Here is a 15407-nt window from a genome sequence, read left to right as displayed (position 1 = left end):
GCATGGCATCTGCCCGTTCGACCCAGGCCAGGCGCGGCGATGGATTGCCGGCGGCGATGCTGCTGGCACCCTTCGCGCTCGCCTTCCTGCTGTTCTTTTTCCTGCCGGCGCTCGATACCTTCTACATGAGCCTGACGGAGAGCAGCCTGACGCGCACCAATGCCTTCATCGGCATCGACAACTACGTCACGCTGGTGCAGGACCCCTCGTTCTGGGCCGCGGTCGGCAACACCTTCTACTTCGCGCTGCTGACGGTGATTCCGCTGACCGCCCTCGGCCTGCTCATGGCGCTGCTGGTGAACCGCTTCACCCGGGCGAGCGGCTGGCTGCAGGGCGCCTTCTTCCTGCCCTATGTGCTGCCGATCTCGGTCATGACCCTGATCGCCGACTGGATGCTGCAGCCGTCGTCGGGGGTAGTGAACTACGTGCTCGGCATGCAGCGCGCCTGGTTCGCCGACCTGACCTGGGCCATGCCGATGGTCGCCATCGGCACCATCTGGTGGACCGTGGGCTTCAACATGCTGATGTTCCTGGCCGGCCTGCGCAACATCCCGGCCGAACTGTACGAGGCCGCCAGCCTGGACGGCGCGCGCGGCTTCACCCTGTTTCGCACCATCACCTGGCCGGCGCTGCGCCCGGTGGTCGGGATGGCGCTGGTGCTGCAGCTGATCGCCTCGATGAAGATCTTCGGCCAGACCTACATCATGACCACCGGCGGACCGTTCAACACCACCCGGGTCACCCTGCACTACATGTACGAGACCGCCTTCACCCAGAGCGATGCGGGGTACGCGGCCGCCATCGCGGTGGCTTTCGTGGCGATCGTGATCGCGCTGTCGCTGGCCCAGGCCGGCTTCGTGCGCTGGCTGGCGCGGAGGGATGCATGAAGGCGCGCGGAAACATGGGGTGGACCGTGATCGGGGCGCTTGCGGCGCTGCTGCTGGCGGCGATGTGGGTGGCGCCGCTATTGTGGGCCATGAGCACCGCGCTGCGGCCCGAGCACGAAACGGTGTCCGCCGTATTCCACTGGCTGCCGCAGGACTGGACCCTGGAAGCCTTCGCCAAGGTGCTCGCCGCCGGCAACGTCGGGCGCTGGCTGTTCAACAGCGCCCTGGTGGCGCTCCTGGTGACGATCGTGACCATGGCGCTGTCCCTGATGGCGGCCTATGCCTTTTCCCAGCTGCGCTTCAGGGGGCGCGGCCTGGTGTTCGCCATCACCATGCTGGCCTTCCTGGTGCCTTTCGAGGCGCTCTTGGTGCCGCTGTTCCGGATGATGAACCAGCTCGGCCTGATCAACAGCTACGCCGGCATCGTGCTGCCCCAGGTGGTGGCGCCGGTGGTGATCTACGTGTTCAAGCAGTTCTTCGACGCCATTCCCGCCGATTTTCGCGAAGCGGCCGTGATGGACGGCGCCGGCCCCTTGCGCATCCTGTGGAGCGTGTACCTGCCGGTATCGGGGAACATCGTGTGGGCGATGGCGATCGTCACCTTCATCGGCGCCTGGAACAACTTCCTGTGGCCCTTCATCATCGTCACCTCGAACGACATGATGACCATCCCGCTGGGCCTGACCCAGACCTACGACGCCTTCGGGGTGCGCTACGCCCAGCTGATGGCGGCGGCGCTGATCGGCGCGCTGCCGGTGGCGCTCGCGTACGTGCTGTTCCAGCGCCGCGTCACGCACGGCTTCCTGGCGGCCACGGGATTAAAAGGGTAGGTTTGGTAATCAAGCGGAGAATCCATGTCATCAGTGCGCCTGCAGGGCATCACGAAACAGTATGAGGACAACCTGGTCATCAAGGGCGTCGACCTGGACATCGCCGACGGCGAGTTCGTGGTGCTGGTCGGTCCCTCGGGCTGCGGCAAGTCGACCCTGCTGCGCATCGTCGCGGGCCTGGAAGACGTCAGTTCCGGCACGGTGGAAATCGGCGGACGGGTCTGCAACGACGTCGAGCCGTCCAGGCGCGGCATCGCCATGGTGTTCCAGAGCTATGCGCTGTACCCGCACATGACGGTGGCCGAGAACATGGGCTTCGCCCTCAAGCTGGCCGGCGTGCCGCGCGCGGAGATCGCCGAGCGGGTCGGGCGCGCGGCCGAGATCCTGCAGATCGGCCACCTGCTCGAGCGCCGGCCCAAGGCGCTGTCGGGCGGCCAGCGCCAGCGCGTCGCGATCGGGCGCGCCATCGTGCGCAAACCCGAGGTCTTCCTGTTCGACGAGCCGCTGTCCAACCTGGATGCGGCGCTGCGCGGCCAGACCCGGGTCGAACTGGCGCGCCTGCACCGGGAACTGGGCGCCACCATGATCTACGTGACCCACGACCAGGTCGAGGCCATGACCCTGGGCCAGAAGATCGTGGTGTTCAACGGCGGCCGCATCGAGCAGGCCGGCACGCCCCTGGAGCTGTACGAGCGTCCAGCCAACCGGTTCGTGGCCGGTTTCCTCGGCTCGCCGCGCATGAACTTCCTGCCGGGGATGCTGGCGGGCGAGGAGGGGCCGGCGGTGCACGTGCGCCTGGCCGGCGGCACACTCGTCGACGTGGCAGCGGATGCGGGGCGCGCCGCGCCCGGCGCTCCCGTGACGCTGGGGGTGCGCCCCGAACACCTGCGCCTGGAAGGAATCGATGGGGGCGGCATTCCCGCCACGGTGGCCCTGGTCGAATACCTGGGCGACTCCACCATCGTCTACGCCCAGGTCCAGGGCCTGGCGGAGATGGTCGCGCTCAAGTGCCGCCCCGACAGCGCGTGCCCCGGGCGCGGCGAGCGCGTCACGCTCGCCTTCGAGCCGGGCCACGGCCACCTGTTCGATGCCGACGGCGCCGCGCTGCCGCGCGCGCCCCTGCCGGCATGAGCGATCCGAGCCGCACGCGGCGGCCCACCATGACCGACATCGCCAAGCTGGCCGGGGTGTCGCAGTCCACCGTGTCGCTGGTGATCAACCACATGAGCGGCGCCAAGGTATCGAGCGCGACGCGCAACAAGGTGCTGCGCATCGCGCGCGAAATCGGCTATCCGGTGGAGCGCCTGGGCCATCCTGCGCCGGCCCAGGCCCGCAACCTGGTGGTCTACCTCACCGACGAACTGTCCACCAGCCCGCATGCGATGACCACCATCGACGGCGCCCGCGACGGCGCCTGGGAGCACGACTGCCTGCTCTCGGTGTACGCCACCCGCAACGATCCGGAGTACGAAGGGGCGATCCTGGCCCGCGTGCTGCTTGACCCCGCGCTGCTGGGCGTGGTCTACGCCACCATCTTCACGCGCGCGGTGACGGTGCCGGCGCTGCTGGCGCAGGTGCCGACCGTGCTCCTGAACTGCCACCAGAAGGAAAGGCGCGAGCGCCAGTTCTCCTCGGTGGTGCCGAGCGAGGTACTGGGCGGCTATGCCGCCACCATGCACCTGATCGAGGCCGGCCACCGGCGCATCGGCTTCATCAACGGCGAAGGCTGGATCGAGGCCGCCGCCGAACGCCTGAAAGGCTACCGCCAGGCCCTGTCGAGCCGCGACATCCCGTTCGACGCGCAACTGGTACGGGAAGGGGACTGGCAGGTGAGCAGCGGCCACGCGCACGCCCAGGCGCTGCTGGCCTTGCCCGATCCGCCGAGCGCGCTGTTCTGCGCCAACGACCTGATGGCCGTCGGCGCCATCGAGGCGGTGCGCGAACTGGGCATGGACGTGCCGGCTCAGGTGTCGGTGGTCGGCTACGACGACCAGGATATCGCCCGCTATACCCAGCCTCCGCTCACCACAGTGTTGTTACCAAACTACGAAATGGGGCGCTGGGCAGCAGAAAATTTGATTGCGCAACTGCACGGCGGCATCGCCCGGCGTACCTCCATGAAGATGGATTGCCCTCTGGTGGCGCGCGAATCGGTGGCCTCGCGCGGCCTGTTCTGAAGCGGTCTCGAGTGCGCCATCGCGGTGCGAAATCGGATAGCTTTTGTCATATTGGTCATAAATTATGACTAATAACGACACGAATATCGGCCGGCCCGTCCGCCCCAGGACGCAGGCACGGCCATCGACCCAGGAGACCTCGATGAGCACCTTGAAAGTCCGGCCAGTCTGCGCGGCCGTCATGCTGTTGAGCGCCCACATCGGCTTCGCCGCCGCCCAGGAAACGACCCGGAACACTGACCAGTCCCAGTCGGACCAGGCCAGCCAGCCGACCGCCGACAGCACCGCGGCGGCGCCCGCTCCGGCCGGTGGCGGCATCGCCACGGTGACGGTGGCGGGCATCCGCAGCAGCATCCGCTCCGCCGAGCAGATCAAGCGCGACAGCGAGCAGGTGGTGGACTCGATCAACGCCGACGACATCGGCAAGTTCCCCGACCGCGCCGCCGGCGACGCCCTGCAGCGCATCGCCGGCGTGCAGGTGGGCCGCGACCGCGGCGAGACCAGCAGCGTGATCATCCGCGGCCTGCCGGACGTGGCCACCACCTTCGAGGGCAACGAGATCTTTACCGGCACCGGCCGGCGCCTGTCCTACCAGGACCTGCCGGTGCAGTCGATCGCCGGGCTGGACGTGTACAAGTCGGCCACCGCCAACCAGTTCGAGGGCGGCATCGCCGGCGCCGTCAACGTCCGCCTGCGCGCGCCTTTCGACTTCAAAGGCTATACCGTCAGCGGCTTCCTGGAGGGGCGGCGCCAGTATGTCGAGGGCAGCGAAGCACGCAAGGAAAAGACCAATCCGGGCGGCGGCATCCTGATGAGCAAGCGCTGGGCGACCGGGGTCGGCGAGATCGGCGTGCTGGTCGACGTCGCCTACAACAAGGAAAACTGGGCCATGCCGGTGCAGTGGGTCGACCGGCCCGACCGCATCTTCTCCGTCAGCCAGGACGGCACCGCCACCCGCCTGAACGACGACCAGCCGATCGCGCCGCTGCGCCCGGGCGACCGGCTGGGCGAGCTGCCCAACATCGGCGGCATCTACAACGCGGGCGACCGCGAGCGCGGCAGCGTCCATGCCGCGCTCCAGTGGAAAGTCAATCCCCAGACAGAGGTGTCCGCCCAGTACCTGGGCACCGGCTACGGCACCAGGAACGAAGTCGACTACATCCTCAATATCGCGACCTGGACGCCGCGCCTGACCAACGTGGTGCTGGCGCCGCAGGGCGACTACTGCAACACCCCGGCCGGCGTGATCTGCCCGATCCAGGCCGCCAGCGCGCCCGCCGCCCGCTTCGGCGGCCCCTACGATTGGGACCCGTACACCGCCACCAGCACCTGGGGCGTGAAGGAGCACACTGCCACCCACTACCTGAATTTCGCCGCCAAGTACCGGGAGGGCCCACTGTCGGTGGACAGCAACCTGGCCTTCAGCCGTTCGGACTACGTCAACGACACCGTGATCGTCGACCAGCAGATCCCGGGCGCCAGCTCCTCGGTCTACACCTACGGCCGCGACGGCCATGGCGGCTACAACGCGATCACCACCCCCACCAGCAGCAATGCGCTGCGCGACCCCAACCAGTTCGTCCTGCGCGGCATGGTGCAGAACTGGGGCGAGTCGCGCGGCAAGCAGACCCAGTTCCGGACCGACGCCGTGTACCGCCTGGGTGACGGTTTCATCACCGCGCTGACCGGCGGCATCCGCTTGTCCAACCGCGACGTGAGTTTCCACGGCGGCGAACGCGCCAACGACCTGCCGGGCGGCGTACGCCCGTCGCCGGTGGCGGCGCTCGGCCCGTCCTTCCAGAGCCTGGTGCCGGGCCTGGACCGCCTGGGTGGCCCGTGGTACACCCCCTCGCGCGACTTCCTGATCGACCAGGCCGACCAGGTGCGCGCCTTCTATGGCCAGCCGGCCGGCCGCGTGGCGGACGACCCGATGCGCCTGTTCGAGCAGCGCGAGCGGACCGCCACCTTGCACCTGGGCGCGCGCTGGAAGGCGCAGCTGGGCTCGGTCGACGTGACCGGCAACGTCGGCGGGCGCCTGGTCAAGGTCGACCGCAAGCTGGAAGGCAACCTGCGCGTGGGCGACACCATCACCCCGATCAACGAGGACAGCGACGAAACCAATTTCCTGCCGAACGTGTCGGCCGTGCTGAACTGGACCGATCGCCTTCAGTCGCACATCAGCATCGGCAAGACCATCACCCGGCCGGCATTCACCGACCTGAACCCTGCGCTGTCGCTGATTCCGCCGACCGTGAATGCGCCGGGCACGGGCTCGGCGGGCAATCCGCAGCTCTCGCCGACCGAATCGATCAACAGCGACGCCACGCTCGAGTACTATTTCGAGGACAACGGCTTCGCCCAGATCGCCCTGTTCCACCGCGATATCGACGGCTACCTGCAGCGCATGGAGGGGAACGAAACCATCAACGGCGTCAACTACCGGGTGACGCGTCCGCAGAATTCGGGCAAGGGCAAGCTCAAGGGCGCCGAATTCGGGATCCAGAAATTCTTCGACTTCCTGCCGGGCGCCTGGAGCGGCCTGGGTGCGCAGTTCAACTACACCTGGACCGACGGCGAGAACCAGACCCGCAACGCGGCCGGGGAGTACCGCACCACGCCGCTCATCGACGTGGCGAAGAGCAGCTACAACTTCGCGCTGCTCTACGAATACGGCGGCTGGACCGGCCGCCTGGCGGCGACCCTGCGCGGCAAGTACGTCGAGCAGATCGCCGAGCCGCGCTTCGGCCAGGACCGCATCGTCAAGGCCTCGACCTACGTCGACCTGAGCCTGGGCTACGCGATCACGCCGAACCTGACGCTGAACTTCGACGCGATCAACCTCACTAAAGAGCGTTACGAGAGCTACCTGGGCGACCCGATCCGTCCGCGCGACATCCGCTACAACCCGACCACCTATGGCCTGAGCCTGCGCTATCAAATGTAAGGGGGCCCGATGCTGAAGACTTACTGTAACCCGGTCTATCCGGAGATCATGGCGGACCCCTTCGTGCTCAAGCACGAAGGCCGCTACTACGCCTACGGCACCGCCCCCGACGGCCCCGGCGGCGGGCGCTTTCCGGTGCTGGTGTCGAACGACCTGGTCGACTGGCATCGCGCCGGCTATGCGATCTCGGCGCCGGCCGATCCGGGCAATGACCACTTCTGGGCGCCGGAAGTGGCTTTTAGCGAGGGCAAGTTCTGGATGTATTACTCGCGCGGCGACGTCGAGGGCAAGCACCAGAAGCTACGGGTGGCGGTGGCCGACAATCCGGTCGGTCCATTCGTCGACCAGGGGGTGCTGCTGGTGCCGAACCTGCAATTCTCGATCGACGCCCATCCGTTCCGTGACAAGGACGGCCAGTGGTATCTGTACTACTGCGTCGACTTCCTCGACCTGGAGGACGACCACCGCATCGGCACCGGCATCGTGGTCGACCGCCTGGCAAGGATGGACCGCCTGGCGGGCGAGCCGCGCACGGTGGCGCGCCCGCACGCCGACTGGCACCTGTTCAAGAAGCAGCGGGCGATGTACGACGCCGTCTACGACTGGCACACGGTGGAGGGCGCCTCGGTGCTGATCCACGGCGGCAAGTACTACTGCTTCTACAGCGGCGGCGCCTGGGAAAAGGAAAACTATGGGCTCAGCTACGTGGTGGCGGACCATCCGCTGGGGCCATTCACCCGGCCCGAGGGCAGCGACGAGGCCCTCCTGATGCGTTCGCGCCCCGGGAACGTGATCGGCCCGGGCCACAATTCCTTCACCACCTCGCCGGACGGCAGCCAGGACTGGATCGTGTACCACGCCTGGGACACCGCCATGACGGGGCGGCGCATGTGCATCGACCGCCTGGTGTGGGACGGCGGCCGCCCGACCACGGCGGGGCCAACCTTTACGCGCCAGCCGGCGCCGGCGGGACTGGTGTTGTAGCGCTCAGGCCAACACCGGGCTCAGGACTCGCCTACCCGCGAAGTGCGCGCGCAGGTTGTCGAAGCACAGCGTGCGCATCGCCAGGCGCGCCTCGACCGTGAGGCTGCCGACGTGCGGGCTCAGCACCGTGCTGTCGAGGGCGCACAGGGCCGCCGGCACCTGCGGCTCGTCCTCGAAAACGTCGAGCGCGGCCGCGCCCAGGCGCCCGGAGGACAGCGCCTCGACCAGCGCCACTTCGTCGACCACGCTGCCGCGTGCGATATTGACCAGGATGCCTTCCGGTCCGAGCGCCTCGAGCACCGCCGCGTCGACGGCATGCCGGGTGTCAGGCCCGCCCGGCGTGCACACCACCAGGTAGTCGCTGGCGCCGGCCAGTTCCCGCAGCGAGGCGCTGCGCAGCCGTGGCTCCGGCCCTTCGCTGCGCTGGAAATAGCGGATATCGATGCCGAAGCCACGCAGGCGGCTGGCGACGGCCTGGCCGATACGGCCGTAGCCGTAGATGCCGGCGGTCTTGCCGCGCAGGCTGCGCGAGGGCAGCAAGGGGCGTTTCTCCGGCCAGTGGCCGGCGCGCACGTAGCGGTCGAGCTGGAGCAGGCGCCGCGACGCCGTGAGCAGCAGGGTCACTGCGAGGTCGGCCACGTCCTCGGTCAGCACGTCCGGCGTATTGGTGACGACGACGCCGCGCGCCGCCATCGCCGGCAGGTCGACGGCATCCAGCCCGACCCCGTGCACGGCCACGATCTCGAGACCGGGGAAGCGCGCCGCGGTGGCTGCATCGATGCCGACGGTGCCGCTGGTGAGCACCGCGCGCACGCGGCTCGCTGCGCCGTCGAAGAAGCGCGCCTGCTCGGCGGGCGACATGCGTCCGATCACATGGCAAGTGAATTCAAGCGCCAGCGCAGACAAGGCTGCGTCTGGCCATACGTTTCCAAGCACCGCGATTTCCGGTTTCATCGCCTTCCTGTCCAAATGTGCACCTGGCGCATCCTACACCGTTTCCGCCGCCGGCCGCGACCGTGCCGCCAGCAGGGCGCTCAGGCGCTCGATGTCGACCGGCTTGGCGAGATGCTCGTCGAAGCCCGCCCCCAGCGCACGCCTGCGGTCGTCCTCCTGGCTGTAGCCGGTGACGGCAACCAGCAGTGCATCGCGCATTCCGGGCAGGGCGCGCAGGCGGCCGGCGAGTTCGTAGCCGTCCATGACCGGCATCCCGATGTCCAGCAGGCAGATCCGGGGTGGGCGGAGGCGCGCGCGTTCCAGCGCCGCCAGCGGGCCGTATTCGACCAAAACCTCGTGGCCGAGCGAGCAAGCCAGCAGGCCGAGAGTGTCGGCCGCGTCGGTATTGTCGTCCACGATCAGCACCAGGCCGCCTGGCGGGGCCTCGGCAGGCGCCGGCCGCGCTTGCCCGGGCGTGGAGGGAGGCGCAAATTCGTCCAACAAGGGCAGCGACACGGTGAATTCGCTGCCCATGCCCTGGCCGGCGCTCCTGACCGTCAGTTCGCCTTCGTGCAGGGTCACGAGCTGCTTCGACAGCGCCAGGCCGACGCCCAGGCCGCCCAGGCTCAGGTCGGTCTTGCGGGTTTCCTGGGTAAACAGTTCGAAGGCGTGCTCGATCAGGTCGGCCGACATGCCGATGCCGTTGTCGCGCACCCTGAGGCGGGCGCGGCCGCCGTCGATCGACAGGACCAGGTCGATGCGCCCGCCCTCGGGCGTATACTTGGCCGCATTGTTCAGCAGGTTCGCGACCACCTGCACCAGCCGGGTGCGGTCGCCCGGCACCAGGACCGGCGCCGGCGCGATCGCCTGCGCCAGCAGGTGCTTCTTGGAGCTCACCAGCGGCATCACCTGTTCGACCGCTTCCGCCACCACTTCCTGCAGGCTGGTGGGGCGCCGGTCCAGCTTGATCTCGCCGCGCGTGACGCGCGCGACGTCGAGCAGGTCGTCGATCATGTCGGTCATGTGGCGTACCTGGCGCCCGATCATGGCGCCGTAGCGCTTTTGCTGGGCGGCGTCGGGCGGCGCCAGCGACAGCAGTTCGGCGGCGACCGAGATCGGCGCCAGCGGGTTGCGCAGTTCGTGCGCGAGCGTCGCCAGGAATTCGTCCTTGCGGCGCGCGGCCTGGCGCATGGCGCCTTCGTTGGCCTGCAGCTTGACGATCAGGGAGCGCAGCGCGATACGCAGCATGCCGATCTCGCGGTAGCCGCCGCGCACGTCCTCGATGTCCTGGATCTCGCCGGCTTCGATGCGGCGCGCCGTCTCGGCCAGCACGCCCAGCGGCTGAGAGATGCGCCGCGCCAGCAGCGCGGCGAGCAGCGCCGCCAGCAGCGCGATCACCAGGCCGATGCCGATCACCTGGCGCCGGAACTCGGCGATCGGCGCATAGGCCTCGCTGGCTTCCTGGCGCACCAGCACGGTCCAGTCGAGTCCGGGCGCGAAACTATGGCCCTGGCTGCGGCTGTAGCCCACCAGGTAGGTCTTGCCGTCGCCGAAGCTCTCGACCGCGTAGCCGTTCTGCCCGGTGCCTGCCAGGCCCTTGCCGCCAGGGACCAGGCGCGTGCCGACCATTTGCGCGGGACCGATGATGACGTTCATCTCCGGCCCCACCACCAGCGCCTCGAGGCGGCGCCGGGTCAGGAGCGGGCGCATGACCGACTGCTCGATGTCGCGCGCCCAGTCGATGCTGAGGTGGGCGCCCAGGACGCCCGCCACCCGGCCCGCCGCGTCGCGGTAGGGAAAGGCGATGTCGATGAAGCGCATCGGCTCGCCGCCGGCGGGCTGAAGGAGTTTGCTGAGCAGCACAGCCTCGTGCACGTCGGTCAGGTGCTTGCCCTTGAAGGCGTTGGCATACCAGGGTCGCGCCGACACGTCCGCGCCTTCCAGCAGGCGGTTGGCGGAGACCAGCACCCGGCCGTCGGGGTCGGTGATGCCGAGCCAGGCGTAGTAGGGATAGGTCTTCTGCATCTCCTCGAGGAAGCGGCGCTTGGCTGCCACGTCGAGGCCTCCGCCTGCGAGCCCGGCCTGGATCGACAGCAGGCGCACTTCGCGGTAGCGCTCGAACAGGGTGCGGTCGAGCTTGTCGGTGGTCTGGAGGGCGATTTCCGCGAACTGGTGTCCGAGCTCGTCTTCCGATCGTTCGGTCGCGAGCCGGTTCAGGACCAGGGCCAGCACCAGCACGATCGCCAGGGCCAGCGCCGCGAACACGAGCATCAGTTGGGTGGAGATCCGGGTACTGCCGGCGGTCCTGTTCATGTCGTCGATTCCGGAGCTGCGCAGCAGCAGTGGTGGGGAATTGCCATCATACCTTGTCCGTCTTGTTGGCCGGAAAATTGCCCCGGTGCGTTCATGCGGCGCCGGCGTGCCCGCCGACCAGGGCCCGCAGCCGCGCCAGCGGCATCGGACGCGCCAGGTAGTAGCCCTGGGCCTGGTCGCAATGCGCCGCGCGCAGGAAGGCCAGCACCTCGGCGGTCTCGACGCCTTCGGCCACCACGGCCATGCCGAGCGCGTGCGCCATGTCGACGAAAGCCTTCACGAAGTCGACCGTGGCCACGTTCTCGTCCTGCTGCATCAGGAAGGAGCGGTCGAGCTTGAGCACGTCGATCGGGAAACGGCGCAGGTAGGCCAGGCTCGAATAGCCGGTACCGAAATCGTCGACCGCGAGCTTGACGCCGAGACGCTTGAGTTCGCGCAGCACCGCGGCGGTGTGCTCAATGTCCTCGATCAGGGCGCTTTCGGTCAGCTCGAGCTCGAGGCAGTCGGGCTTCAGGCCGGTTCTCGCCAGGATCTCGCGCACCTCGGCGGCAAACGCCGCCTGGGCCAGCTGGCGCGCCGACACGTTGACCGACACCACCATCTTGCGCCCGCTTTCTTTCATTAACTCGCGCGTGCGCAGACAGGCTTCTTCCAGCACCCAGCGTCCGATGCCCACGATCAGCCCGGTCTCCTCGGCGATCCCGATGAACTGCTGCGGCGGGACCTGGCCGCGCTCGGGGTGGTTCCAGCGCACCAGCGCCTCCATGCCGTACAGGGCGATCCCGCCCGGGCTGGCCGCGCACAGCGCGTAGCGCGGCTGGTAGTGCAGTTCGAACTCGCCGCGCGCCAGCGCCGGGCGCAGCGAGACCTCGAGCGCCATGCGCGCCTGGGTGGCCACCGTCATTTCCGGCTCGAAGAAGCGGTAGCGGTTGCGGCCGGCGTTCTTGGCGCGGTACATCGCGGTATCGGCGGTCTGGAACAGGATTTCGCGGGTCTGGGCATCCTGCGGGTACATGCTGATGCCGATCGAGGCGCCGACGATCACGTCGATGCCACCGATCTTGACCGGCGCGGTGAGCAGGTCGAGCAGCTTGTCGGCGATACTGGCCGCGGCCTTCTGGCCGCTGGCGCAATGCGCGGCCACCACGAACTCGTCGCCGCCGAGGCGGGCGATGATGTCGGTCGGTCGGATCACCCGGCGCAGGCGGGCGGCGACTTCGCACAGCAGCACGTCGCCCATCTCGTGGCCGAAGGAGTCGTTGACTTCCTTGAAGCGGTCGAGGTCGAGGAACATCACCGCGACCTGCGACCCGTAGGGACAGGCATCGAGCATCTGCTGGACGCGCTCGCCGAGCAGGGCGCGGTTGGGCAGGCCGGTCAGGGTGTCGTGGGTGGCCAGTTCCTGCAGGCGGCTCTCGGCCGCCTTGCGTCCGGTGATGTCGGTCATCAAGCCGGTGAGCGACAGCGCGCGCCCGTTGGCGTCGCGCTTGATGGTACCGTTGAACAGCACGTGGATGTCGACGCCATGGCGGTGCCGCAGCACGGCCTCCACGCCCTGCACCGTGGCGGGGCGCTCGTCCCCGGTTTCCAGGGAGGCCAGCGGAAAGGACACGAACAGCTCGGCCAGGCGCAAGCCGAGCAGCATCTCGCGCGGGTAGCCCGACAGCGCGCACAGTGCCGGGTTCACGTCCAGGAGCAGACCGTCGCGGCTGGCCAGCAGGTAGCCTGCGGGGGTCATCTCGATGACCTCGCGAAAGCGCTGCTCGCTCTCGCGCAGCTGGCGCTCGGCCTCGGCGCGGTCGCTGAGGTCGCGGATCACGGCCAGGAAGAATTCCTCGCCTTCGTCGTCGAAGCGCGAGATCTGCACTTCCGCCGGGAACACGCTGCCATCCTTGCAGCGCTTGTCGGTGCGCAGCAACTGGGCCTGGCCGGCGCGCAGGCCGGCCAGGAGCGCGCGCCCTTCCGTGAAGCCGAAGTTGATGTCGGTGGCGAGCATGCCCTGGAACTCCTCGCGGCGGTAACCGAAGCGGGCGCAGGCCTGGTCGTTGACCGCGACGATGCGCAGCGCGCCGTCGACGATCATGATGCTGTCGCCGGCCTGGTTGAACAGCTTGCGGAACCGCTGCTCGCTCTTGCGCAGCCGGTGTTCGGCCTCGCGCCTGGCGGTGATCTCGTGGAAGTAGACCGAGATGCCGTCCGCATGCGGATACACGCGCACTTCGAGCCAGACCTGGCGCGGCACCCAGAAGGTCTCGAAGGTATCCGGCTGGCGGGTCGCCATCGCCAGTTGGTAGCGTGACAAGCTGTCGGACTGCAGCAGTTCCGGGGCGATCTCCAGCAGGGGATGCCCGATGGCGCCGGCCGCGTCGACGCCGACGAAGTCGCCTGCCTTCTGGTTGGCATAGGTGAGGCGCCAGTCGCTGTCGATGGCGAAAAAGGCATCGCCGATGCTCTCCAGCATGCTGTTGAGCGCCGCTTCGGAACGCTCCAGCGCGGCGCGCGCCTCCTGCTGGCCGGTGACGTCGCGCGCGATGACGAAGGTGCGCTGGTGCGCTTCCGACCAGCGGGCGGCGACCGACAGCTGGATCTCGCGGCCATCCCTGCGCCGCAGGCGCACCACGATGTCGGGGCGCGCCGGATCCCTGGTCCGCAGGCCGTCCTCGATATGGAGCGCTTGCGCGTGCTGCTCCGGATGGATCAGGTCATTGAAATGCAGGCCGACGAGCTCGCACGGCTCGTAGCCGAGCAGGGCGCGCGCCGCGGCGTTCACGCGCAGCACGCGCCCGTCCGGGTCGAACACGACCATCAGGTCGAGCGCGTTATCGATCAGGGCCGAATTCTCTTCGGCGAGCGCGGCCAGCCCGTCCGGCGAGGAGGTGGAATTATCCAAGGTAGTCAAGAATGTCGCGGCGCAGCCGCTGCTGGTGGGATGCGGGCCTGCTGGCCACGGGCGGAGTATAACCATTTCCGTGCGGAAACTGCCCAGCCCAAGCGAAATTACGACACTCGTATAGACAACTTTTCGTGTCAGCGCCCGGACCTTGTTCAGTCGATACCGCGGCGGTGGCCGCGTTCATCTGCGCAGGCCGCCAGGGCGGTAATCAAGGGCGCTGCTGGCGGTCCACTGCCGCGAAAGCTCGCTTGCCCGCAAGTCGGCCTGACTTGCCGGCCGCCCAAGCGAGCTTGAACACGCTGTCGAACCACTGCTAGCAAAAACGTGCACAAAAGTGTGCAGCGTTTTCTTCCTGCCCCGAGCCGTCCTGCTGACCGTGCTCGTGCCTGACAGGCGTGACTTTCCCGCCTCCCGCCGGCACCTGGCCGGCGGCAGTGCCCGGCGTCGCCGCCGGACTCGCCACGGGTAGCGCCGTTGCCGCCGCGAGGGCGCCGGTGGCGAGCCGTTGCAAATTGATGGCCGCGTTGACGTCGCGGTCGTGGTACGCGCCGCAGCCGGCGCATGTCCAGGCGCGCTCGCCCAGGGCCAGGGCGGCGTTGCGTGCCCCGCAGCCCGAACAGAGCTTGCTGGACGGATACCAGCGCTCGGCCAGCACGATCAGGGTGCCGTAGCGCGTAGCCTTGTACAGCAGCTGGCGACGGACCTCGTAAAAGCCGACATCCGAGATCGCGCGGGCTAGCCTGGCGTTGGCCAGCATGCCGCCCACGTTCAGGTCCTCGATCGCCACCGCTTGGTTTTCGCGGCACAGGCGCGTCGTGAGCTTGTGGGTGAAATCCTGGCGCACCCGCGCGATACGGGCTTGCAGGCGCGCCAGCGCCTTCGCTCCCTTGGTGCGGTTCTTCGACACGGGCAGCCGTGTGCCTTTCAGGATCCGCCCCGCGATCCCGGCCAGTGCCTTTGCGGCCTCCAGCTTGCGCGACAGGCGCCGGCTGCGGATGCGCAGGCGCCGCAGCGCGGCCTTGAGGGGACGCGGCGCCGCGATCTTCTCGCCGCTGGCGAGGGTGGCGGCGGCGCTCACGCCGAGGTCGACGCCGGTGATACCGTGGCCGGTGCGCGGCAGGCGCGCCGCCGGGTCGGGCACCTCGACCTGGAGGCACAAGAACCAGTGGTCCGCCTGGCGCGCGACGCTGGCGCCCAGGATGCGCCCGGGCCATCGCAGCGCTTCGCGCAGCGCCACCTGGCCGACCCGTGGCAGCACGGCAGTGCTTCCCTTGATCCGGAACTTGTCATTGGCCAGGTAGAACGCATCGCGGCAGCGGTAATGCCGTTCAGTTAAGGTAGCTTCTTGACCTTTCGAACGGCATAGCGCTTCGGCGCTGCCTTGACGGCCCGGTCGCATTTGCGGCCGGGCCGTTCGTCTTTCAGGAGGCTAACCAGCCTTTCCCG

At 68.5% G+C, this 15407-nt stretch carries 10 protein-coding genes; 6 read left to right on the top strand and 4 right to left on the bottom strand.

The window, feature by feature from the left end:
• The first annotated feature begins 2 nt into the window (after window positions 1-2).
• The 6 genes from FG94_RS05005 (at window position 3) to FG94_RS04980 (ending at window position 7822) form a co-directional block, all read left to right on the top strand.
• Window positions 3-887: a carbohydrate ABC transporter permease gene (locus tag FG94_RS05005; RefSeq protein ID WP_036207905.1), complete on the top strand. Its 885-nt coding sequence runs from the start codon at window positions 3-5 to the stop codon at window positions 885-887.
• Complete coding sequence (locus tag FG94_RS05000; RefSeq protein WP_051996208.1) at window positions 884-1717, top strand: carbohydrate ABC transporter permease; 834 nt, start codon at window positions 884-886, stop codon at window positions 1715-1717. Before FG94_RS05005 ends, FG94_RS05000 begins: the two co-directional genes overlap by 4 nt.
• A gap of 24 nt (window positions 1718-1741) precedes the next feature.
• Complete coding sequence (locus FG94_RS04995) at window positions 1742-2848, top strand: ABC transporter ATP-binding protein (protein ID WP_036207903.1); 1107 nt, start codon at window positions 1742-1744, stop codon at window positions 2846-2848.
• Between the two features lie 29 nt (window positions 2849-2877).
• Complete coding sequence (locus FG94_RS04990; RefSeq protein WP_036207900.1) at window positions 2878-3894, top strand: LacI family DNA-binding transcriptional regulator; 1017 nt, start codon at window positions 2878-2880, stop codon at window positions 3892-3894.
• 142 nt (window positions 3895-4036) lie between these two features.
• Window positions 4037-6838 (top strand): TonB-dependent receptor, encoded by a 2802-nt coding sequence (locus FG94_RS04985; RefSeq protein ID WP_161783940.1) that lies wholly within the window; start codon window positions 4037-4039, stop codon window positions 6836-6838.
• A 9-nt stretch (window positions 6839-6847) separates the two neighbouring features.
• Window positions 6848-7822 carry a glycoside hydrolase family 43 protein gene (locus FG94_RS04980; protein ID WP_036207894.1) on the top strand — a complete coding sequence of 325 codons (975 nt, stop codon included), beginning with the start codon at window positions 6848-6850 and terminating at the stop codon, window positions 7820-7822.
• Window positions 7823-7825: 3 nt separating this feature from the next.
• On the opposite strand, the gene FG94_RS04975 is transcribed toward FG94_RS04980, so the two are convergent.
• The 4 genes from FG94_RS04975 to FG94_RS04960 all read right to left on the bottom strand — a co-directional run bounded on the left by FG94_RS04975 (window position 7826) and on the right by FG94_RS04960 (window position 15360).
• Window positions 7826-8776, bottom strand: a complete 951-nt coding sequence (locus FG94_RS04975) for a 2-hydroxyacid dehydrogenase (RefSeq protein WP_036207892.1) — start codon at window positions 8774-8776, stop codon at window positions 7826-7828.
• Window positions 8777-8809: 33 nt separating this feature from the next.
• Window positions 8810-11068, bottom strand: coding sequence for an ATP-binding protein (locus tag FG94_RS25805; RefSeq protein WP_051996206.1), 2259 nt, complete (start codon window positions 11066-11068; stop codon window positions 8810-8812).
• 91 nt (window positions 11069-11159) lie between these two features.
• On the bottom strand, window positions 11160-13967 hold the full coding sequence (locus FG94_RS25800) for a PAS domain S-box protein (RefSeq protein ID WP_161783939.1): 2808 nt from the start codon (window positions 13965-13967) through the stop codon (window positions 11160-11162).
• Between the two features lie 307 nt (window positions 13968-14274).
• A complete protein-coding gene (locus tag FG94_RS04960; RefSeq protein ID WP_373964695.1) occupies window positions 14275-15360 on the bottom strand; it encodes an RNA-guided endonuclease InsQ/TnpB family protein in 1086 nt (361 codons plus the stop codon).
• Between the last annotated feature and the right edge of the window lie 47 nt (window positions 15361-15407).

The organism is Massilia sp. LC238 (assembly GCF_000735635.1).
GTDB lineage: Bacteria > Pseudomonadota > Gammaproteobacteria > Burkholderiales > Burkholderiaceae_D > Telluria > Telluria varians.
This window is presented reverse-complemented; position numbering and strand designations above follow the sequence as displayed.

Excerpts from the sequence above, each read along its gene's own strand:
- FG94_RS04980 (WP_036207894.1), top strand. The coding sequence starts at position 6,848 with ATGCTGAAGACTTACTGTAACCCGGTCTATCCGGAGATCATGGCGGAC.
- FG94_RS05005 (WP_036207905.1), top strand. The coding sequence starts at position 3 with ATGGCATCTGCCCGTTCGACCCAGGCCAGGCGCGGCGATGGATTGCCG.
- FG94_RS05000 (WP_051996208.1), top strand. The coding sequence starts at position 884 with ATGAAGGCGCGCGGAAACATGGGGTGGACCGTGATCGGGGCGCTTGCG.
- FG94_RS25805 (WP_051996206.1), bottom strand. The coding sequence starts at position 11,068 with ATGAACAGGACCGCCGGCAGTACCCGGATCTCCACCCAACTGATGCTC.
- FG94_RS04995 (WP_036207903.1), top strand. The coding sequence starts at position 1,742 with ATGTCATCAGTGCGCCTGCAGGGCATCACGAAACAGTATGAGGACAAC.
- FG94_RS04985 (WP_161783940.1), top strand. The coding sequence starts at position 4,037 with ATGAGCACCTTGAAAGTCCGGCCAGTCTGCGCGGCCGTCATGCTGTTG.
- FG94_RS04960 (WP_373964695.1), bottom strand. The coding sequence starts at position 15,360 with ATGCGACCGGGCCGTCAAGGCAGCGCCGAAGCGCTATGCCGTTCGAAA.
- FG94_RS04990 (WP_036207900.1), top strand. The coding sequence starts at position 2,878 with ATGACCGACATCGCCAAGCTGGCCGGGGTGTCGCAGTCCACCGTGTCG.
- FG94_RS04975 (WP_036207892.1), bottom strand. The coding sequence starts at position 8,776 with ATGAAACCGGAAATCGCGGTGCTTGGAAACGTATGGCCAGACGCAGCC.